At 69.9% G+C, this 21,672-nt stretch carries 13 protein-coding genes; 10 read left to right on the top strand and 3 right to left on the bottom strand.

Going from position 1 to position 21,672, the window contains the following annotated elements:
• The first annotated feature begins 18 nt into the window (after positions 1-18).
• Together ACIBW6_RS01165 and ACIBW6_RS01160 are read left to right on the top strand one after the other, a co-directional pair.
• Entirely contained in the window at positions 19-2,991 is a 2,973-nt protein-coding gene (locus tag ACIBW6_RS01165; protein WP_399055210.1) for a DEAD/DEAH box helicase, read from the top strand.
• A complete protein-coding gene (locus ACIBW6_RS01160; RefSeq protein WP_399055208.1) occupies positions 2,991-7,112 on the top strand; it encodes an Eco57I restriction-modification methylase domain-containing protein in 4,122 nt (1,373 codons plus the stop codon). The genes ACIBW6_RS01165 and ACIBW6_RS01160 overlap by 1 nt, the downstream gene beginning before the upstream one ends.
• Before the next feature lie 58 nt (positions 7,113-7,170).
• Here the strand turns inward: ACIBW6_RS01160 and ACIBW6_RS01155 are convergent, their stop codons facing one another.
• Together ACIBW6_RS01155 and ACIBW6_RS01150 are read right to left on the bottom strand one after the other, a co-directional pair.
• Positions 7,171-7,362, bottom strand: a complete 192-nt coding sequence (locus ACIBW6_RS01155) for a DUF397 domain-containing protein (RefSeq protein WP_399055206.1) — start codon at positions 7,360-7,362, stop codon at positions 7,171-7,173.
• A 2-nt stretch (positions 7,363-7,364) separates the two neighbouring features.
• Positions 7,365-8,228: a Scr1 family TA system antitoxin-like transcriptional regulator gene (locus ACIBW6_RS01150; protein WP_399055204.1), complete on the bottom strand. Its 864-nt coding sequence runs from the start codon at positions 8,226-8,228 to the stop codon at positions 7,365-7,367.
• Positions 8,229-8,373: 145 nt separating this feature from the next.
• Between ACIBW6_RS01150 and ACIBW6_RS01145 the strand changes: the two genes are divergently transcribed.
• From ACIBW6_RS01145 to ACIBW6_RS01110, 8 genes are all read left to right on the top strand, one after another.
• On the top strand, positions 8,374-8,835 hold the full coding sequence (locus tag ACIBW6_RS01145; protein WP_399055203.1) for an ATP-binding protein: 462 nt from the start codon (positions 8,374-8,376) through the stop codon (positions 8,833-8,835).
• 70 nt (positions 8,836-8,905) lie between these two features.
• Positions 8,906-11,107, top strand: coding sequence for a hypothetical protein (locus ACIBW6_RS01140; RefSeq protein WP_399055201.1), 2,202 nt, complete (start codon positions 8,906-8,908; stop codon positions 11,105-11,107).
• Positions 11,104-11,382, top strand: a complete 279-nt coding sequence (locus tag ACIBW6_RS01135; protein ID WP_399055199.1) for a hypothetical protein — start codon at positions 11,104-11,106, stop codon at positions 11,380-11,382. Before ACIBW6_RS01140 ends, ACIBW6_RS01135 begins: the two co-directional genes overlap by 4 nt.
• A complete protein-coding gene (gene grpE, locus ACIBW6_RS01130) occupies positions 11,379-11,981 on the top strand; it encodes a nucleotide exchange factor GrpE (protein WP_399055197.1) in 603 nt (200 codons plus the stop codon). The genes ACIBW6_RS01135 and grpE overlap by 4 nt, the downstream gene beginning before the upstream one ends.
• A 48-nt stretch (positions 11,982-12,029) precedes the next feature.
• On the top strand, positions 12,030-14,540 hold the full coding sequence (locus ACIBW6_RS01125; RefSeq protein ID WP_399055195.1) for an Hsp70 family protein: 2,511 nt from the start codon (positions 12,030-12,032) through the stop codon (positions 14,538-14,540).
• A 115-nt stretch (positions 14,541-14,655) separates the two neighbouring features.
• Positions 14,656-16,455 (top strand): DUF4357 domain-containing protein, encoded by a 1,800-nt coding sequence (locus tag ACIBW6_RS01120; RefSeq protein ID WP_399055192.1) that lies wholly within the window; start codon positions 14,656-14,658, stop codon positions 16,453-16,455.
• Entirely contained in the window at positions 16,452-17,717 is a 1,266-nt protein-coding gene (locus ACIBW6_RS01115; RefSeq protein WP_399055190.1) for an McrC family protein, read from the top strand. The genes ACIBW6_RS01120 and ACIBW6_RS01115 overlap by 4 nt, the downstream gene beginning before the upstream one ends.
• 27 nt (positions 17,718-17,744) lie before the next feature.
• Positions 17,745-19,880: a UvrD-helicase domain-containing protein gene (locus tag ACIBW6_RS01110; RefSeq protein ID WP_399055188.1), complete on the top strand. Its 2,136-nt coding sequence runs from the start codon at positions 17,745-17,747 to the stop codon at positions 19,878-19,880.
• Between the two features lie 37 nt (positions 19,881-19,917).
• Here ACIBW6_RS01110 and ACIBW6_RS01105 read toward each other — a convergent pair whose 3' ends face one another.
• Positions 19,918-21,582 carry an N-6 DNA methylase gene (locus ACIBW6_RS01105; protein ID WP_399055186.1) on the bottom strand — a complete coding sequence of 555 codons (1,665 nt, stop codon included), beginning with the start codon at positions 21,580-21,582 and terminating at the stop codon, positions 19,918-19,920.
• Positions 21,583-21,672 lie beyond the last annotated feature (90 nt).

Genomic DNA, 21,672 nt, shown 5'->3' with positions numbered 1-21,672 from the left:
GAAGGAACCGAGAGACCCATGAGCCCCACGTACACGGCCGGTTCGCTGGTGACCGCCCGCGGCCGGGAATGGGTGGTGCTCCCCGAGAGCGCCTCCGGCATGCTGGTACTGCGCCCGCTGGGCGGCGGCGAGGACGACATCGCGGCGGTGTTTCCCGCCTTCGAGGAGGTGCGGCCCGCGCAGTTCGCGGCGCCGAGCCCGGCCGACCTGGGTGACCAGCGGGCGGCGGGTCTGCTGCGGACCGCGCTGCGGATCGGTTTCCGTTCCGGGGCCGGGCCGTTCCGCGCCCTGGCGTCGATCGCCGTGGAGCCGCGCGCCTACCAACTGGTGCCGCTGCTCATGGCGCTGCGGCAGCGCACGGTGCGGCTGCTCATCTCGGACGACGTCGGCATCGGCAAGACCGTCGAGGCCGGTCTGATCGTCAAGGAGCTCCTCGCGCAAGGTGAGGCGAGCCGTCTCGCGGTGCTGTGTTCGCCCGCGCTCGCCGAGCAGTGGCAGGGGGAGCTGCGGGAGAAGTTCGGCATCGACGCCGAGCTGGTCCTCGCCTCCACCGTGACGCGTCTGGAGCGCGGCCTGGAGCTGGGGCAATCCCTCTTCGACCGGCACCCGTTCACCATCATCTCGACGGACTTCATCAAGTCGACGCGGCACCGCGAGGACTTCGTACGGCACTGTCCGGACCTTGTGGTGGTGGACGAGGCACACACCTGTGTCGCGGCCGACGACGCGCAGGGCCCGGCCACCTCGGCGACCAGTCAGCTGCGCTACGAGCTCCTTCGGCGTGTCGCCGCGGACGAGAACCGGCATCTGCTGCTGCTCACGGCCACCCCGCACTCCGGCAAGGAGTCCGCGTTCCGCAATCTGCTCGGTCTGGTCCGTCCCGACCTAACCACGGTCGATCTGGAGAGCCCGGCAGGCCGGGCCCGTCTCGCCGAGCACTTCGTCGCCCGCAAGCGCGCCGACGTGCGCCAGTACCTCACCAAGGAGGACGGGCTCGCCGACGACTCTCTCGCCGAGCGGACCGCGTTCCCCTCCGACCGGTGGACCAAGGACGAGCCGTACAAGCTGGCCCCCGCCTACCGGGCGCTGCTCGACGACGCCATCGCCTACGCCCGAGACCGAGTGGAAACCGCCGGGCTCCAGGGCAAGCGGGAGGCCCGGATCGCCTGGTGGTCGGTGATCGCGCTGCTCCGCTCGATGGTGTCCTCGCCCGCGGCCGCAGCCCGCACCCTGGAGACCCGCTCCGAATCCGCCGCCGCACGCACCGCCGTCGAGGCGGACGCCCTCGGCGCCCCGCTGACCCGTGACTCCTCCGACAGTGACCGCCTTGAGGGCATGGACGTCGTGCCGGGCGCGGCGGAAAGCGAACAGGGCGACCCACTACTGCGTGAACTCGCCGTGCGGGCAGCCGAGTTGTACGGACCGGCGTCCGACACCAAGCTCAAGGCCCTGACCAAACACCTGAAGTCGCTGATCGCGGACGGCTACAGCCCTATCGTCTTCTGCCGCTACATCCCCACAGCCGAGTACCTGGAGACGCAGCTGGACAAGAAGCTGGGGGCGAAGACGCGGATCGCGTCCGTCACCGGCACGCTCTCCCCGCAGCAACGCCTGGAGCGCATCGAGAAGCTGGCCGCCGAGGACGCCGACGACCCGGCCGTGCGCCGTGTCCTGATCGCCACGGACTGTCTCTCCGAGGGCGTCAACCTCCAGCATTCCTTCGACGCGGTGATCCACTACGACCTGGCGTGGAACCCGACCCGGCACGACCAGCGCGAGGGGCGCGTCGACCGGTACGGGCAGAAGCGCGACCAGGTCCGGGTGATCACCATGTTCGGTGAGGACAACGGCATCGACGGCAAGGTCCTCGAAGTCCTCTTCGCCAAGCACCGGCAGATCAAGAAGGACCTCGGCATCTCGGTCTCCGTCCCCGACGAGACGGCCTCCGGTGTCACCGACGCGGTGGTCGAATGGCTGCTCCTGCACGGCAGGCAGGGCACCCAGGAAAGCCTCTTCGAGTTCGACGGACACCAGGAGTCCTTCGACCGGATGGAACGGGAGTGGAACTCGGCCGCCGAGCGCGAGCGGACGTCCCGTTCAAAGTACGCGCAGCGCGCGATCCACCCGGAGGAGGTGGCCCGCGAGGTCCTGGCCGTACGGGCCGCGCTCGGCGGCTCCGAGGAGGTCCGCAGTTTCGTCCTGGAGGCGTTGCGCGACCTGGAGGCCCAGGTCCGAGATCCCCGCGACGGCTCCGGCGATTTCGCCGCTCAGGTCGGTGGCACCCCTGCCGGTGTGCGCGACGGGCTCGCGGCGGTGCTCGGCGGGCGGATCGTGGAGGAGGACCGGGAGATCCCGTTCCGCACCAGCCCGGCGATCGGGCGCGGCGAGGCTGCCCTGGTCCGCACCGATCCGGCGGTCGGCGCGCTCGCCTCGTACGTCCTCGACTCGGCCCTCGACGCGAACACGCCGGGCCCGCGCCCGGCCCGCCGCTGCGGTGTCGTGACGACGGACGCGGTCACCATCCGCACCACGCTGCTGCTTGTGCGCTACCGGTTCCATCTGACGCTGCCGTCGCGCAACGGGGAGCGGCAGATCGTCGCCGAGGACGCCCGGTTGCTCGCCTTCGAGGGCCTGCCCGCCCGGGCCCGCTGGCTCGACGACGATGCGGCGGCGGCGCTCCTCGGGGCGCGGGCCGCCACGAACACCCACGAGCAGCTGGCCCGCAACCAGATCACCCGCACCCTGGACGGACTGCCCGAACTGCGCGACCACATCACCGAGTACGGTGTCGAACTCGCCGCCGACCTCGACGCCTCGCACCGGCGGGTCCGCAAGGCCGGCGACGAGATCGTCCGGGGCTTGAAGGTCGTACCGCAGGAGCCCGCCGACGTCCTGGGCGTGTACGTGTATCTGCCGCAGCAGCCGGCCACTCCCTCTTCTTCTCCTTCTTCTCCTTCTTCCGTCTCTACCGTGACCGGAGCCGAAGCCTGATGTCCGCCGCCACCCGCACCGCACCGGTGTTCACCGCCGTCACCACCGTCGGCGGGCTGCTACCCGGCGACATGCTCGTCCGCATCGCCGAGGCACGGAACCTGCCGGGCACCAAGTCCGCCGACTACGGCCTTCCGGGCTCGGTCGCCGTCCGCGACGAGGCCGAGCGGGCCTGGGAGTACCTCAAGCCGCTCTGGCGCGAACTGCGCGCGGCGCTCCCCTCCGACCCGGTGACCGGTGCGCCCGCCGCAGACCCGACGGGCCGGGCCTCCTCCGACTGGCTCTCCCAGCTGTTCCGCAAGCTGGACTTCGGAGCGCTGACGGAGGTCGGCCCCGAGGGAATCCGCGCCGACTCCGACGCGGAGACCCGATTCCGCATCTCGCACCGGCACGGCCCCGCGTTGCTCCACCTGATCCCCTGGAATCAGGAGCCGGACAAGCGCCCGGCGCCGGGGCAGGTGCCGCCGCAGTCCCTGGTCCAGGACTGCCTCAACCGGACAGAGGCCCACCTGTGGGCGGTGCTCACGAACGGGCGGAGGCTGCGGCTGCTGCGCGACTCGTCGTCGTTCGCGACGGCCGCGTACGTCGAGTTCGACCTGGAGGCGATCTTCGACGGTGAGCTGTTCAGCGAGTTCGTGCTCTTGTACTGCGTGCTGCACGCGTCGCGATTCGAGGTGGCGGAGGGCGCGACGGCGGCCGGGTGCTGGCTGGAGAAGTGGCGCACCGAGGCGGTCACCTCCGGTGCGCGTGCGCTGGACCAGCTGCGGCTCGGTGTTCAGCAGGCGTTGACCGTGCTTGGTACGGGTTTCCTGCGGCACCCGGAGAATGGGCGGCTGCGCGAGGACACCGACCCCAAGGCGTTGCAGGCCGCGCTGCTCAGACTTGTGTACCGGCTGCTCTTCGTCTTCGTCGCGGAGGACCGGGACGCGCTTCTCGACCCGGCGGCGGACGAGGCCGCCAAGGACGCGTACGCGAAGTACTTCTCCTCGGACCGGCTGCGCAGGCGGGCCCGGCGTCGCCAGGGCACCGCGCACGGCGACCAGTACGAGGCACTGCGGCTTGTCTTGGATGCGCTGGGTACGGAGGGCGGGCGGCCTGAACTGGGGCTGCCCGGCCTCGGTGGGTTGTTCTCCCGTACGGAGGCGGATGCGCCGCTGGAAGGGCTGAAGCTGTCCAACGAGGCGCTGCTGAAGGCCGTCGGGTACCTGGCCCAGGTCCACGACCCGGGGGCGCGGCGCTGGCGGGCCGTCGACTACCGGCACCTCGACGCGGAGGAGCTGGGCTCGGTGTATGAGTCCCTCCTCGAACTGGAGCCGAAGCACTCGGCGACGGACCGGTCGTTCGAGCTGGTCGAGGTTGCGGGCAACAGCCGTAAGACGACGGGTAGTTACTACACCCCGTCGTCGCTCATCGAGTGCCTCCTCGACACGACTCTCGACCCGGTCATCGATGACGCGGTCAAGCGCGGGGAGCAGCGGGCGTCGGCGGGCGGGCGCCCGGATGCGGCGGACGACATCGTCGAGGAGCTGCTCGGGCTCACGGTCTGCGACCCGGCGTGCGGTTCCGGGCACTTCCTGGTCGCTTCGGCCCGGCGGATCGCCAAGCGGGTCGCGGCGGTGCGCGAGCGCAACCCGGAGCCGACGGTGGACGCGGTGCGGCATGCGCTGCGGGAGGTTGTGGCGCGGTGCATCTACGGCGTGGACCTCAACCCGATGGCCGTGGAGCTGGCGAAGGTTTCGCTGTGGCTTGAGGCGATGGAGCCGGGGAAGGCGCTGGGGTTCCTGGACGCGCATGTGCGGCACGGCAACGCGCTGCTTGGCACGACGCCATCGCTTCTTGCGGGCGGGGTACCCGACGAGGCTTTCGACGCGATCGAGGGCGACGACAAGAAGTACGCGGCTGCCCTCAAGAAGCGCAACAAGGCGCAGCGCAGTGGCCAGGGCGACTTGTTCGCCGAGTCCGAGGTCACGGTGCCGAGCAATGCGCGGCTCGCGGCACAGCTGAGCCGGATTACTAATGCTCCGGCCGACGATCTGGGTGAGGTTCATGCTCAGGAGGCGGCGTATCAGGCGTACGTGACCTCCGCCGCGTACACGCGGGACCGTGAGACGGCGGACGCGTGGTGCGCCGCCTTCGTCTGGCCGAAGCGGACGGGAGCGCCGGAGGCGCCGACGCACGATGTTGTACGGAACCTGCTTGCCGAGGACACGTCGGCGGTGAACGACGCGACGCTGGCGGAAGTGCTCGAACTGAGCGAGCAGTACCGGTTCTTCCACTGGCACCTGGAGTTCCCAGAGGTGTTCTCGGTCCCGGAGTCGGGGGCGGGTGTCGATCCGGCGACGGGGTGGGCCGGCGGGTTCGACGTGGTGGTGGGGAATCCGCCGTGGGACAGCGTCAACTTCCCTGAGACGGAGTTCTTTGCCGTACGAGCGCCGGACATTGCGGCGACCAACAACACGGCGGCCCGGAAGAAGAAGATTCAGGCGCTGGGGGGCGACCCCGACACCGTTGGGCTGTTCAACGATTACGAAGCTGGCAAACGCAGGGTGTATGGCGAGAGCCACTTCCTGCGTATCTCCGGGCGCTATCCTCTGACGGGGCAGGGAAATCTCAACCTGTACGCGCTGTTCGCCGAGGCCGATCGTATTCTGACGGGTGGCCTGGGGCGCACCGGTGTCATCGTACCGACGGGCATCGCGACAGATGCAAGGACGCAGTACTTCTTTAAGGACCTGGTGTGTGCGGGGGCACTTTCGGCCCTGTTCGACTTCGAGAATGCACAGCCGCTCTTTCCGAGCGTACATCGGTCGTTCAAGTTCTGCGTACTATCCCTCACCGGACGTTCGCTGCGCGAGCCAGCCGCCCGATTCGCTTTCTTCGCCCACGACCCGGCGGAGCTAGAAGCGCCTGACAAGGTCTTCGCCCTCACCCCCGAGGAGATCACCCTCCTCAACCCCAACACCGGTACCTGCCCGGTCTTCCGCTCGCGCCGCGACGCCGAGATCAACCTCGGCATCTACCGCCGAGTTCCGGTACTCCTCAAGGAATCCGATAAGGCGAACGGGAACCCGTGGGATGTGTCTTTTATGGCTATGTTCCACATGTCCCACGACTCTCACCTCTTCCGTCCCTCCGTCGCCAACGGTGAAACTGTCGGGTCGATGCATGCGGGCGGCTGGCACCTGCATGGGAACCTGTTGGTCCGCGGAGAGGAGCGGCTTCTGCCGCTGTACGAAGCGAAGATGCTCCACCACTACGACCATCGCTGGGCGACGTACACGGGCGAGGGCGATACCCGCGACCTGGCCCTCACCGAGAAGCAGAACCCCGAATTCGTGGCCCGCCCCCGCTACTGGGTGAGCGAAGTGGACATCAAGACCGGCGTCACCGACAAGCAGGGACACGAAATCGCGGTTGACGGCGTGGCATCACGTCTAAGTAACAAGGGCTGGGATCGTGAATGGCTTCTGGGCTGGCGTGACATCTGCCGGGCTACGGACGAGCGGACAATGATCAACTTCGTCTTCCCGCGCACCGCTGCCCCCGACGGAACTCTGCTCATGCTGCCCCAGGCCGAGCCGGTATCAGGACTGGTCGCGACTCTCTCCTCCTTTGTCCTGGACTTCACCGCCCGTCAGAAGGTCGGAGGCACCCATCTCAAGTACTTCACGGCCCGCCAGCTTCCAGTCGCATCGCCCACGCAGCTTGCACCCCATGCCTCCTTCATCACTTCGCGCCTCCTCGAACTCACCTACAACGCTCATGAAATGGCCCCGTTCGCCTCTGCCCTCGGCGACACAGGCGCCCCCTTCCACTGGGACCAAGACCGTCGCGCCATCATCCGCGCCGAACTCGACGCCCTCTTCTTCCACCTCTACGGCATCACCCGCGACGACGTGTCGTACATCCTCGACACCTTCCCCATCGTGAAGCGCAAGGACGAAGCGGCCCACGGCACCTACCGCACCAAGGAGCTGATCCTCGCCGAATACGACCGCATGGCCGCCGCCGGCCTCACCCTGGAGACCCCGCTCGACGAGGGCGACTCTGGCACCTACCAGTCGACGCTCACCCCGCCCCCGGGCCAGGGCCCGCGCCACCCAGCCCGACAAGACGCCTGACGCCCAGACAACACGAGGGGCGCCGCCCGCTACACAGCGGACGGCGCCCCTCGGCGTATCAGCGTTCCGACGCGAACCGCACGAACCGGCCCCACCCTTCGCGACCCACCGCGAAGGTGGGACGCACCAGGTCCTTGGAGTCTCGTACGTAGACGGCCTGTTCGGCGATCGCGACCTCCACGCAGCTGTCACCCTGAGTCCCGCTGTAGCTGGACTTGAACCAGGCAAGCCCTGTCATGTCGCTACTCATAGCTATAGATCTCCTCGGAGTCGCTCCAGCAGATCCCTGGATTCCTTGGGGTTCAGGGCCTGCGAGCGCAGTGTGTCATAGCGCAGACAGAGGAGCGCCACCTCTTTCGGGTCCGAGATCAACCTCCCATTCTGCTGCCCTTCCGAGTATCCAAGCCTCCGATTGTCCGGCGTCTCCAGGATCTGCACCGGCCCGTCCAGGCAACCGTGGAACTCCGCCGCCGTGGGAACCACTTGCAACGTCACATTGCGTGGCTCTGTGAGCTCCAGCACGTAGTCCAACATGCTCGCCTGCACCTCGGGCCCACCCAACTTCCGCCGCAACACCGACTCCTCCACGATGAACCCGAACGGCACGGTAGGCCGCTCTCGCAACATCGCCTGCCGCGCCATCCGCGCAGCGAGCTGCGCCTCCAGCTGCTCATCCGTCAGCAGCGGAATGCTGTTGTCGAACACCGCCCGCGCATACGCCTCCGACTGCAACAACCCCGGCACCAGCCTGCACTCGTACGTACACAGACTCACCGCCGTCCGCTCCAGCCTGGCCCACTCCCGGAACCAAGCCGCCAACCCCACCTCTCCCCGCGACAGATACCGCGCCGACCTCCGCAACGCCCCCGTGTTCCCCGTCGCCTCTTCCCCGAGCTCCACGAACGACTCGTCCGGCATCCGCCGCCCCAACTCCACCGACTCCACGGTGTGCTTCGAGAACCGCACTCGCTCACCGAACTCCGTCCGGCTGAGCCCGGCGTGCTCGCGCAGCGCCTGGACGACCGCCCCGAACGTCCTGAGACTGTCCGACGGATGCGGTTCCCGCTCGCCCTCCCCCTCAATAAGCGCTCCGGCACCTTCTCCGACGCTGGTCATCCGCCGCCCCTTTCGCCCGCACGATCACACGCACTCAGAGTGACGGCGTACGTCCCGTACTGTCCACCCCATGTGCCCGTACGGTGACCCACCGTACGGGCCACGCCTCTCCCCACCCCACGCCCGTGGGGGCCACGCTGACCCCATGAACCCCACCGCACCCCAACTCAACTGCTCCATCCTGACGTTCAGGCAAACGCTGTCATCCACTCGCCGCGGCGCCCGCCTCGCCCGGCTCCTCGCCGTCACCGAACTCCACACGTGGCGCCTCCCGCCGGACGTCACGGAACGTGCCGAACTCATCGTCGCCGAACTCGCCGCCAACGCCGTCCTGCACGGCCACGCCCCCGGCCGCGACTTCGAACTCGTCCTGCGCTACACCCCGCTGACGCGTCCCGGCCGCCTCCTCATCGAAGTCTCCGACGCCCAAGGCGACCGCCTCCCCCAAGTCCCCGGCGAGGGCCATGTGACCCACCACCACACCCTCCCCACCGGCGGCCGGGGCCTGACCCTCGTTTCACTGCTCGCCGACCGCTGGGAGACCGTGCCACGCCCGCCAGGCGGCAAGACCGTACGGGCGGAACTAGCCACAGCGTCCGATATCTAACGGTCCGTTGACCACGCCAACACACGCCCCATAAGGTCAACCACGCACCACGTGCACATGGGGGACCTTCTTGAACACCACCGACGCCACCCGCATGCTCAGACAGGCGGAACACGCTTACGGCGCGGGAAAGTATGCGTACACGCTCAACCTCCTCGACCGCATGTCCACGGCCCGCCCCGGCCTCCCCGACAGCGACCAAGACTCCTACGAAGCGCTGCGCGCCCTGCTCGCCGAGCGCGCGGGCAACTGGCCCGAGGCGGTCCACCGCTGGCTCGCGGTGTTCGGCGGCACACCGCCCGCGAGCGGCGAGGACCAACCCTGTGACGACGGCTGCGACTGCGACGTCCGCACCGTGCTCGACGCTCCGGGCGCCGCGTCCAGCGAGTCACCCTGCCTCTGCTGCCCGGCGCACGCGCTGTGGCGGCTGGTGTGGCAGGCGGCACGCCAGGGGGCGATGGGCGAGGTCCTGGACGCCATCCCGGACCCGTCCGGGAACCGCCGCACCGCCGTGGTGCACGCCCTCGCGATCGGCACTCTGCGATCGCTCGCGGACAGCGAGACGGCCGATCCGGCACACGCGGTCTTCGCCATCGCCGTCTGGCGCCTGCTGCTCGACGAAGAGGACACGCTCGGCTTCGAGAACCTGATCACCGCCCGGCGCGGCGCCCCTCTCCACATCGAGGACTGGCTGTCCGCATGCGACAGGCTGGCTGACCGAATCCGTACGGCACTCCGCTCGATCGACGAACGAGACGGCCACGACGCACTTGATGCCTGGGAGACCGTCTGGGACGTCGAGGAGTCTGAGAACAACGGCGAGCTCGTCCGAGGCTCGCGCGCCTACCTGCGCATGGAGGACTGCTTCGGCATGTGCAACGAGGACCAGTTCTGCTGGTGCTCCGTCGACACCTGGCCGCCTCCCACACCCGACACCACTCCCCCGTGCCTGGGTCTGCTGTTCGGCGGCCGGCCCGTGACCGGCCGCACCCCCGTCACCGTGGACATGGCCGCCAGGCAGCTGGAGGAGTTCGGCGAACACCGCTCCCTGCTCGCCGCGTACACCCGCCGTCATGGCGGACCCGCCACCTGGCAGGCGGACCCTGACACCCACAAGGCATGTGCGCCGTACCTCGCTCAGGCCTTGGCCACCAACGCCCAAGAGCAGTACGAAAAAGGCGAGTGGCAGGGCACCCTCGACGACCTCACCACGGCCGTCCGCCTCGGCTTCGAACTCGACCGCTGGCACCACGAGATGGTCCGCAAGGCCGGACTCAGCGCGGGCCGGAACGGCAACGGCTATCAGCGGGCCTCGCCCGTCGAGCGCATCCACTGGCTGACGACCGCGCACGCGCTCGCTCCCGAAGACAGAGCCCTCGCCACGGAGTTGGCTGCCGTCCTGGTCCGGCAGGGCACGGAGGCGCTGCGGCGAAAGAACAGAGATGAGGGCCGTGCACGTTTCCAGCGGGCCCTGTGCGTCCTTCCCGGCGACCGGGCGGCACGGGACGCACTGGACGCCCTTGAGCTCACCGAGATCGCCGCAGTCATCACCGGAACCGTGCCGGGCAGGCAGCCCGGCCTGCGGCGGGTCGGAGAACTTCTGCACCGCATGTTCCGCGCGAAGAAACCGGCCGACGAACTGCGCGACGTGTACCCGTGGTACCGCGACCGGATGACGGAACGGGTCGTGGAGAAGGCGCTCGCCGAAAACAAGGGTGAGGCCCGCCGGGCCATGCGGCAGCTGGAGGAGGTGCATCCCTCCTGGGAGGAGTGGGGAAGACGCGCCCACGACGGTGACGTCGCCCACGTCCTGTGCGACAGGGCCGTCCGGCTTCTCAAAGCCCGGCCCCGCGACTACGCCCGGCAGGTGCCCATGCTGCTCGCCGCCGCCGCGACCTTCGCCCGGCTCACCGGAGCGGAGGCCGAGCGGCAGGCACTGGACACCGTCCTGCCGTTCGCCGCCGAACTGGTCGACACCGGCCACCTGTCCGACCTCATCACCTTGCAGGCCGGGCTGCTGATCACCCCTGGCCGCTGCCCGGAGTACGACCAACTCGTCGCCGTCGCGCATCACCGGCGCGCCCGCGACCGCCGTGCCAAGGGCGATCCTGCCGGTGCCGTACGCGATGAACGCACCGCGGCCGCGCTGCGGATGGAGAGCGAGCAACAGATCGCCCTGCCCTTCGCAGCAGACCCGTTTCCCGGGCTCTTCGCCCGTTCCGTCCCGCCGCCGGACCAGGACGACGAGCCGTACACCCAGGAGACCTTGTGAGCGCACACTCCCGCACAGCAATGCCCTTCTTCGGCCCCACCGTGTTCGAGCTCCTCCCGGATGCCCGGCCGGGCATCAGCCAGGGCAACCTCGCGAGGGCGGCGAGCGGGGCGATCTCCCGAGCCCGCCGCGACCGGGACACCGACCGCGAACGCGCGCTCAAGGCCGCCCAGAACGCGGCACGCACCCCGGACGACGCGCTCCTCAGCGAACTGCTCACCCCGCCCCTCACCCCGTCGACCACCGCCTCGTCGAAAGGTCCCGCACCGAAGTGACCACTCCTCCGCCCGGCGCCGACGAGCTGAGCAAGCTGCGCGTCCGTGTAGCGGCCCTCGCCCGCAAACGCGACGACGCCGAAGCCCGGCTGACCGGCCTGCTCGGCGCGCTGCTGTCACTCGACGATCTTCTCGCCGACACGGTGCGCCGCTCCGCACCGCTCGGACGATCCGGGGCAGGCCGTACCGGAGCGCTCGCGGCCTCCGCCGTGCACGAGCAGACGGTCGCTGCCCACCAGATGCTCCGCGCCGAACTCGCCCGTCACGATGTCCATCCCATGGACCTGGTGGGAAAGATTCCGGACCCGGTGGAAACTCGGGCGATGAGCGCCGAACCGCACCCGTCCGCTCCCGAGGGCACGGTCCTAAGGGAAACCGTCACCGGCTTCCGCCGCGGAACCGACTGCCTGCGCCCCGCCGACGTCGTCCTCGCCGTGCACGGACCAGCGCCCGCCCCCGAACCGGCAGCACAGCCCTCGCCCGACGGACAACCGGACGACGGCGGAACCACACGCGCGAGCCGAAAGCAGCCGCGCCGCACGAACCGCGCCCGGCGCCGGAAGCCGCTGTCCCGTAAGTCCTCCAAGCGCCGCCGCTGAGCACGCGCCGCACACCCCTGACCGTCCACACAGCCCGAAGGGCACGCCATGCCGTACCGCACGCTCGGAATCGATCTCGGCACCACCAACTCCGTCACCGTCTGGATGGACGGCGGCATGCCGGTCCTCCTCCCGAACCGCCACGGCGAGCAGGCCACGCCCTCCGCCGTCGGCGTCGACGCCGACGGGTCCCTCCTGGTGGGCAGCGAGGCGCTCGGCGTGCGCGACGCGCTGCCCGGCTCCGTGATCACCGAGGTGAAGCGGTTGATCGGGCGCCGCCACGCGGACGACGACGTACAGCGGCTCCTCGACGAGCGGCCCGCCGACGCGCCGTCTGTACGGGAATCCGCGGACGGCGGAGTCGAGATCCGGCTCGGCGCACACTGGCTGTCGCCCGTGCAAATCTCGGCGATTTTGCTGCGCCGCCTGCGCACGGACGCCGAGAACACCGCCGGCGAACCTTTCCGGCGGGCCGTGATCACCGTCCCGGCGTATTTCGCCGAACCGCAGTACGCGGCGGTGCGGGAGGCCGGGGAACTGGCGGGCTTCACCGTCGTACGGATTCTGCCCGAGCCGACCGCGGCGGCCCACGCCTTCGGTGTGCAGCGCCTCGTCCAGGACGACGACGACATGTGCTCGGTACTCGTCTACGACCTCGGTGGCGGCACCTTCGACGTGTCCTTGCTGATCACCGGGCCCGGGTACTTCGAGGTGTTCCGCCTTGGCGGGGACAAGACGCTCGGCGGGGCGGACTTCGACTCCGCGCTCTACCGGATGCTCACCGAGGAGCGGCTCGGCGACCGCGACCTCTCCGGGACCGGCGACGCGGCACGCATCCGCGCCGCAGCCGAACGCACCAAGATAGAACTCTCGGACGTCCCCGTGTCGGAGGTCATCCTCGCTCCGCTGGGCAAGAACGGCGGCTCGTGGACGGGCAAAATCACGCGCGCCGACTTCGAGGAACTGATCAAGGCGGACATCGACCGCACCCTGGAGCTCACCCGTGGGGTGCTGCGCGAGACGTCAAGGACGCCGGAGGACATCGACAAGGTCCTGCTCGTCGGCGGCTCGACCCGTATCCCTCTGGTCCGCCGCCTCCTCTGCGAACTGTTCGGCGAGGAGAAGGTGAGCAGCGGAACCGACCCCATGGCCGCCGTCGCGCTGGGCGCGGGCATCGAGGCCGGGCTCGTCTCCCACCTCGCCTGCCCCTCCGAGTCGTGCCTGACCACCGAAATTCCGCTGCCCGAGAGCGCCTGCCCGGACTGCGGCACCTCACTGCTCGGCACAGCGACGATCGACTGCCCCGACTGCCATGTGCCCGCCGCCGAGGGGACAACGAGCTGCCCGGTCTGTGCCGGTGACCTCTCCGGGGTGCGGGCCTCCGCTCCCGTCGCGGCGCGCGCGGAATGCCCGCACTGCGGCTCCCGGGAGAACTCCACCTCGTCCACCGTGTGCCAGGACTGCGACCACCCGCTGGACGCGGGCGGCCTGAAGTGCCCGCAATGCGGGATGGTCAACGCCACCGGTCTTACGGCTTGTTCGGCCTGCGACGCGCTGTTCCACACCGACCAGCCGGAACAGGTCACCGCCCAGCACCTGGGCCTCGCTCTCGACGACGGCACCGTCGCGGTCGTCTTCCCCGCCGGAACGCCGTACCCGACCGACTGGCGGAACATCGAGGACCTCCAGGTCCGGCGGGACGGCGCGACCGCGCTCACCTTCCGGTTCGTCGAAGGGCCGCACGTCAAGTCCCACGCCCGCAACGAGTTCTGCGGACAGCACACGCAGCCCCTCGACAGCGGCTCCGGCGGCGCGGAGCGGCTCGTCCTCCGGGCACGGATGGACGAGAACCGCACAGTGCACCTCGCCTACCGCGTCGGCGAGGGCAAGGAAGAGGGAGCACGGCTGCGCCGCAGCGCCGTCGCCGACGGGATCGGCCGCGATGCGGCGCAGCTGCTCGACGAAGTCCGTACCCACGTCGCCCATTTCGGCGGCGAGCTCAAGGCCGCGGAGCGCGACACCTTCACGGAACTGACCGAGCAGCTCACCTCGGCCGTGCGCGGTGAACCCTTCGGCCGGTCCCTCGACGGGTTCCTGGACGAGGCCCGCGACACGGTGGAGACGTGCCGGAACGCCCGCAGCTTGACGGCGATGGCGGCCATCGGCGCGTCCCGCGGCCGGGAGCTGGGAATGGTTCCGCTGGCCGGAGACCTGGCCGACGCACGGCGTGCCCTGGACGCCGCACGGGAGCGGATGGATCTGCCCGCGATGCGGACCACGACGGAGAACGCCCGCGGCCTGTGGCGGCAGATCGACACCGCCACCTGGCGGTCCATGCTCGCGGCCCACGACGCCGAACACGGCCGGTTCCCGGAGTCCGTACGCCAATCCGTCCTGACCGCGTGGGACGAGCTGCGCGCCGCAGCCTCGCACGGGGACTACGCCGCCCAGGACGCCCTGCACGTGAAGCTGAACGACCTCGCCGGCCACTCACAGGCGCCCGCCCCGACGGCACGCAAGCACCGGGACAGCGCCCAGGTGTTCCCCGAACGCCGGTAGCCGTAGAAAGTGCGGTGAGCACGACGCTCACCGCACACACCGATTGACAGCGTCAACTCGTAGGCTGAACGCACTCCATGAACGCCTACCCGACCGCACACGCCCGGAAGGTCCCATGCCGCAGCTCCCTGACCGTCTCCCCGGCTTCCCGGACTTCCGGATCACCTTGCCCAAGGGCGCCGGGGAGGCCCGTGGCTTCCTGCTCGCCGAGCTCGGTGACAACGGATCGCACAAGTTCCTGGTGACCGCCGGGTCGGCGGTGTCGGCGGAGGACTGGCCTGGGCTGAGCGACTACGCACGCCGACGCCGCGCAGAACTGCGGGAGAACGGGACGCTGGCCGACGGGCCGCGCCCCGGCACCTGGACCGCGGCCCGTGACATCGAGTGCAACTCACCGTCCGCCGCGGCCACCCTGGTGCTCGGCTACGGAGCCACCGGCCCCGGCACCTGGCGCGGCACCGAGGACGGGCACCGCCTCGGCGACTACCTGCCGCAGAGCTGGCGCGCCCCGCAGAAGGCCTGGCTGGTGCGCGGGAACAACGTCTCCGGCCACAACCTGGTCCGTCAGCTCTGGCTGAAGGAGGGTGTCGTCTCGCTCGACGCCGCGCACCTGCCGCGGGTGGACGAGCCCGACCCGACCAAGAGCGTGCTGCGCCGCTTCGTCGAGGAGGGCTACGAGGGCTCGGCGACGTACCACCAAAAGCGCGGCCTCGTCGACGAACTGCACGCCTTCTTCACCCAGATGCGGGTCGGGGACATCGTCGCCACCCTCAGCGACGGCCTGCTCCACCTCGGGCGGGTCACCGGAGATCTGATGCAGTCGGACTCCCCCGGCGGGCTCTCCAATCTGCGGCGCGCGGTGGCTTGGCAGGAGACGGCACATCCGTACGAGGAACTGCCGGAGGAGGTGCAGCAGAAGCTGTCCGCCCAGCACGACGTGGTCGACCTGACCTCCGTCCTGGAACAGCTCACCGCGCTCACCGGCGACCCGGGGACCGCGCCGGAGGAGGCGGGGCAGGTCCTGGACTCCTTCGAGCAGCGCGTTCTGGCGTTCCCCGAGGTCACCGACGAGTTCGCCCGGAAGCTGCTCGTCCACGACCGGTCCTTCCTCGATGAACTGCGTGAGCTGCTGCTCGATGAGCGGCAGATGGTCCTCTACGGACCGCCCGGCACCGGAAAGACGTACCTGGCACTGCAACTGGCCGAGTACTTCGGCGGCGGCCCGGAGCAGGTCAAGATCGTCCAGTTCCATCCGTCGTACGCGTACGAGGACTTCTTCGAGGGCTTCCGGCCGGTCGAGGATCCCGAGACGCGGGAGGTCGCCTTCCGGCTGACGGCGGGACCGCTGCGGGAGCTGGCCGACACCGCCTCGCTCAAGGGCAATCGGCACGTACCGCACTTCCTCATCATCGACGAGATCAACCGGGCCAATCTGGCGAAGGTCTTCGGCGAGCTGTACTTCCTCCTGGAGTACCGCGAGCGCTCGGTGCGCCTGACGTACTCCGGGGACGACTTCGGGCTGCCGCCGAACCTGTACGTGATCGGCACCATGAACACCGCGGACCGGTCGATCGCGCTGGTCGACGCGGCGATGCGGCGTCGTTTCGCGTTCGTGGAGCTCTCCCCGCGGGTGGAGCCCACCGCCGGCCTGCTCGCCCGCTGGCTGCAGCGCGAGAGCAAGGACCCCGAGCCCGCCCGCCTGCTCGACGCCCTCAACGCCGCGATAGACGACCCCGACTTCGCCATCGGCCCGTCCTACCTGATGAAGCCCGGTGTCTTTCGTGAGGGCGGTCTCGACCGGACCTGGCGCACCAAGATTCTTCCCCTGCTGGAGGAACACCACTACGGCGAGGGCACCGACATCGCCGCCCGATACGGTCTGGAAGCGCTGCGCGAGCGGACCCGGCGGGCATGAGCGGCGAAGCCGCCCAAGGCACGGTCCCGGCGCACGGGGGCACCCCGGACGAGATTGCGCTGCGGGAGTACGGCGCCGCCTTGTCCGTACCGCTCGACACGGCCGTCGGGCGGTTCCTCGTCGCGTCGGGATTCCTCGACAGTGCCGCGCCGGATCCTGAGCAGCCCGGACATTGGAGGCTGCGTGCGGGCAGCCAGGTCGGTGCGGTACGGCTGCCGGGTGGGACGGTCCTGCGGATCGCGCCGAAAACGCCGGTGAGACGGCTGTTCTTCCTGCTGGGCTACAGCCTCGACCCGGACCGCGCCTGGCGCGACAGCCGCGAGGGCACGGTCAGCACCGGTGCACACGAGGACGTGGTGCCCGCTCTCGCGTACGCGGTGGAGAGGCAGATCGACGGCGCACTGCGGCAGGGGGTGCTCCAGGGCTACCGGGAGACGGCGGAGACCGCCCTCGTCGTACGGGGCCGGCTGCGGGAGGCCGAGCAGATCCGGCGGCACTTCGGCCGCACCCCGCCCGTCGAGATCGTCTATGACGCGTACACCGCCGACACCGCCGAGAACCGCATCCTGCGCGCCGCAGTGGAGCGGCTGCTGCGGCTGCCGTCCGTGCCGGGGCCGGTGCGGCGCCGTCTCGCCCATCAGAGGGTCCGGCTCGCGGACGCCGCTTTTCTCGTCCGCGGCCAGAAACTGCCACTCTGGCAGCCGTCCCGTCTCAACTCCCGTTACCAGCCCGCCCTGCGGCTCACCGAGGCCGTACTGCGTGGCACCTCACCGGAGCACCGGACCGGCCCGCTCGCCCTGGACGGTTTCCTCCTCGACATGAACCAGCTCTTCGAGGACTTCGTGACGGTCGCCCTGCGCGAGGCCCTGAGAGAACACGGCCTGACGGCGCGGCTACAGGATGTACACACTCTCGATCTTGGCGGCCAGGTCCGTATGAAACCGGACCTGGTGGTGTACGGCGCGGACGGCCGCACCCCCGTCGCCGTCGTCGACGCCAAGTACAAGACCGAGAAGTCCCACCGGTCCCACGGCTACCCGAATGCCGACCTGTACCAGGCGCTCGCCTACGCCACCGTGCTCGGCCTGCGCGAGGCGCACCTGGTGTACGCGGCGGGCCACCTGCCCGAACGGACGACCGAGGTGCGCGGTGCCGGTAGCTTGCGGCTGTTCCAGCACAGCCTCGACCTCACCTCGGAACCCGCGGTGCTCCTGCGGACGTTCCGGAGACTCGCCGCTCGTCTTGCCGGGCTCACCGACTGACACCGACCGAAAGGGGGCCCTCGGCCCATGCCCCGACTCGCCTTCGCCCAGAGCTTCTGGGACGGGTACGACACCCTGGAGAAGCCGGTCAGAGCCGGCGTGCGCAAGGCCATGGCCAAGTTCCAGACCCTCACCGTCGCCGAACTCAACGCCGACAAGGGCCTGCACCTGGAATCCGTGGAGAACGCCCGCGACCGGCGGATGCGCACCATCCGGATCACCGACTTCTGGCGCGGTGTGGTCCTCGCTCCGGACGACGGCAGTGATCTGTTCCTCCTCGTCCATGTGCTGCCGCACGACGACGCGTACACCTGGGCGGCGAAGCGCCTGTACAGCGCGAACACCGCCACCCGCGGCCTGGAGGTACGCGACGCCGTCGCACTCGACGAACTGACGCCGCTGTACGAAACGGCGTCCCGCAAGGCGCAGAAACTGCTCTTCTCAGGCGTCTCCGACGGAACCCTGCGCGAACTGGGCATCGACGCCCAGGTGCTGCGTGCCGCACGTTCGATGGCGGACAAGGCACAGCTGGAGGCCTTCGCGACACTGCTGCCCGAGGACCAGCTGGAGGTGCTGCAGTACCTTGCGGAGGGCTTCTCGCCGGAGGAGGTCTACCGGGATGTGGTGGCCGTGCGCCGCCCGGTGGACGCACCGTCCGAGCCGGTCGAGGACCTCGCCACGGTCATCAGCAACACCACGGCCCGGATCCGCCTCGTCACCGGTCCGCAGGAGCTGGAGGAGGTCCTGGCGAAGCCGTTCGCTGCCTGGCGAGTGTTCCTGCACCCGTCCCAGCGGCGGGTCGCCCTTCGCACGTCGTACGGCGGACCGGTACAGGTCACCGGCGGCCCCGGGACGGGGAAGACGGTGGCCGCGCTGCACCGTGTGAAGCACCTGCTCGGGCGGTCACCGGAGAGCCGCATCCTGCTGACGACGTACACCAACGCGCTGGCCGCCGGACTGCGCGACATGCTCGGGCTTCTTCTCGAAGAGGACGAGCGCCTTCACGCTCGGGTCGATGTCACGACCGTCGACGCCTACGCCAACGGCGTGGTGCGACAGCACACCGGCTCCACGCCGAAACCGGTGGGCGACCGTGACCAGCGGCAGCTGTGGGAAAAGGTGGTCAAACAGCTGGACCTGCCGTTCCAGGCGCGTTTCCTGGCTCAGGAGTACCGTCACGTGGTGCTCGGCCAGAACATCCGCGATCTGGACGGCTACCTCGCGGCCAGCCGGCGTGGACGCGGCACCGGCCTCGGAGCGGCACGGCGCGGGCTCGTATGGAGCGGTGTCGAGCGTTTCGAGAAGCTGCTGCGGGAACGCGGCGCCACCACGCACCTGCGGGTCTGTGCCCGCGCGGCCGACCTGCTCGCCGCAGGACCGGCGCCTTACGACCATGTGGTGGTGGACGAGGCGCAGGACCTGCACCCCGCACAGTGGCGGGTGCTCCGGGCCGCCGTCGCGCCCGGCCCCGACGATCTGTTCCTCACCGGCGACCCGCACCAGCGGATCTACGACTCCCGGGTGACGCTCGGATCGCTCGGCATCGCCACCGCAGGACGCAGCTTCCGCCTGCGCCTCAACTACCGCTCCACCGAGGAGATCCTGGTCTGGTCGGCGCGGTTGCTCGCCCCGGTCAGCGTGGACGCGCTTGAAGGCGAGGGGACCGACTCCCTGGCCGGCTACCGCTCGCTGCTGCGCGGCCGGCGCCCCGAGGTCGGCGGGTACGCCACACAGGCGGAGGAGTACGCGGCGCTCGTGGACCGGGTGCGGACATGGCTCGGTGAAGGGCTCGCACCGCACGAGATCGGGGTGTGCGCCCGGTTCAACTTGGCACTGGACGCGGCCGAGGCCAAGCTGAAGGACGCCGGGATCCCGGTGGTGCGGGTCAAGGGGCAGATCGCCGCGCAGACGCCGGGGGTCCGGCTGGCCACCATGCACGCCATGAAGGGGCTGGAGTTCAGGGCGGTCTCCGTGCTCGGGGTCACGACGGGAACGGTGCCCTTCGCCCGGGAGATCACCCCGCTGGAGGCGGACGCACCGCAGCACGAAGCCGATCTGCTGCGCGAGCGTTGCCTGCTGTTCGTCGCCTGTACGAGGGCTCGCGAGGGGCTGAGCGTGAGCTGGAGCGGGAAGGCGAGCGAGTTCCTGCCGGTTCAGGAGTGAACCGGCGGCTCCGGCGCTCCCGAGCCGCCGGTTGCTCTCACTCCTCCGGGGCCAGGGCGCCGGAGGAGAGCCCGTCGCGGGCCAGGTCGGCGAGCCGGCGGCTGAGCGCTGACACGGCCCGCATCGTCTCCTCGAATTCGGCGAGGCCGCGGAAGGCGGCACCGTAGCGGCGCTGTTCCTCAACGGCCATCTGCGGAATCCTGGCGCCCTTGGCCTCCATCCGGTAGGTGCCGGAGGCGCTGGTGGCACGGCGGGTGTTGACCGGGCTGCGCAGGAAGCCCCGCAGGTAATCGGTGTCGAGTTGGTCGCTGGCCGAGACGGGCTCCGGGCCTTCGTAGCTCACGAGGCCCGCACGGAGGAGTTCGGCGACGCTTGCCGTGGCGCCGTCGAGCGAGCCCGCCCCGGCACCGGGCCGGAGCTGTGGCAGCAGTGCGGTCAGCCGGCGCAGTTGTTGCTCCAGATCGCCGCGGAGAGCCGTGAACTCGCCGGGGTAGTCGCGGTGCCCGGCCTGGAGATGACTGCCAGGGGTGAGGTCGACCGCGTCGTCGAGGAGGCTGATCGAGGGGACGTCCACGGTCTGCTCGGCGCGCGGATCCAGGGCGGCGTCGGGATCGTTGGCGGTGAGGTCCACCAGGCGCACCGTCGTCCGGGGGCTGTCGGCCTGCCCAGGGCGTCGGAGAGTCCACAGGTGGATGGGGAGAGCATGTGAGGACGCCGTGCCCGGGGGCAGGGCGACGACCTGGGTGAGAATGCCTCTGCGGACCAGTTCGGCCCTGATCCTTCGCCCGGCCTTGCGGTAGGCGACGGAGGCGGGCAGCACGATCACTACGTGCCCGCCCGGCGCAGTGTGTGCGTAGGCGTGCTGCAGCCAGGCGAGTTCGCCCTCTGCCTTGGACGGTGTACCGAGTTCCCAGCGCGGATCGAGCAGGAGCTCCTCCCGGCCCCATCCGGTGACGCCCACCGGTGGATCGCAGACCACCAGTTCGGCCCGGAGGTCGGGCCACCGGTCGTCCCGGAGCGAGTCACCCGCCTCGATCCGGGCGTCAGGCAGCGAGGACAGGGCGGCGCGCAGTCTGGCAAGCCGCGCGCAGTCGGCATCGGCTTCTTGTCCACGGCAGAGCACGTCAGCCTGGTCCGCGACGGAGAAGAGCAGCAGTCCGATGCCGCAGGCAGGGTCGAAGACAGTGGCTCCGGACGTAAGCGGTGGGGCGAAGTGGCGTACGGCGCGGGCAAGGCGGGTCGATGTCAACTGATCCGATCCGGCACGCCGGGCGGCGTCGACAAAGCGCTCGGTCAGTGCGTTCACGACGTCAACAGGCCGATCGGTTTCAGCGAGCGTACGAACCCGTTCCGCCACCTCTCGCGGCAGGCGCAGTCCCGACGGCCGTCGCCCATGCCCCTTCGACAACAGTTCGGCCACATCCGCGAGGCCCGCGACCATGTCTTCTCCGTAGGCGGCCCGCAGCTCCTGCCACACCTGGACCTCGACCGAGACGTCCTGCCCCTTCCGCTGCTTCTCCAGCCAGGCCTGGACTTCGGCCAGTGCGAAGAGCGGGCTGCTCGCCGCGCCACCCGAGGGGGCAGGGAAGTCCTCGTAGCGACGACGCCAGTTGGACACGGCGGCGCGAGTGACCCCAGCGATCCTGGCGATCTCCGATCCAGTGACGAGGGGGCCGGTGGCAGGTACGGCATGGTCCGTCATGAGCCCACCGTACACGCAGAGCCGCAGCAAACAGAACACGTGTTTCGCGTTGACAACGTACACAGGGGATTGCCAAAGTAAACGTGTACG

Source organism: Streptomyces sp. NPDC049813, from assembly GCF_044465085.1.
Taxonomy (GTDB): domain Bacteria; phylum Actinomycetota; class Actinomycetes; order Streptomycetales; family Streptomycetaceae; genus Streptomyces.
This window is presented reverse-complemented; position numbering and strand designations above follow the sequence as displayed.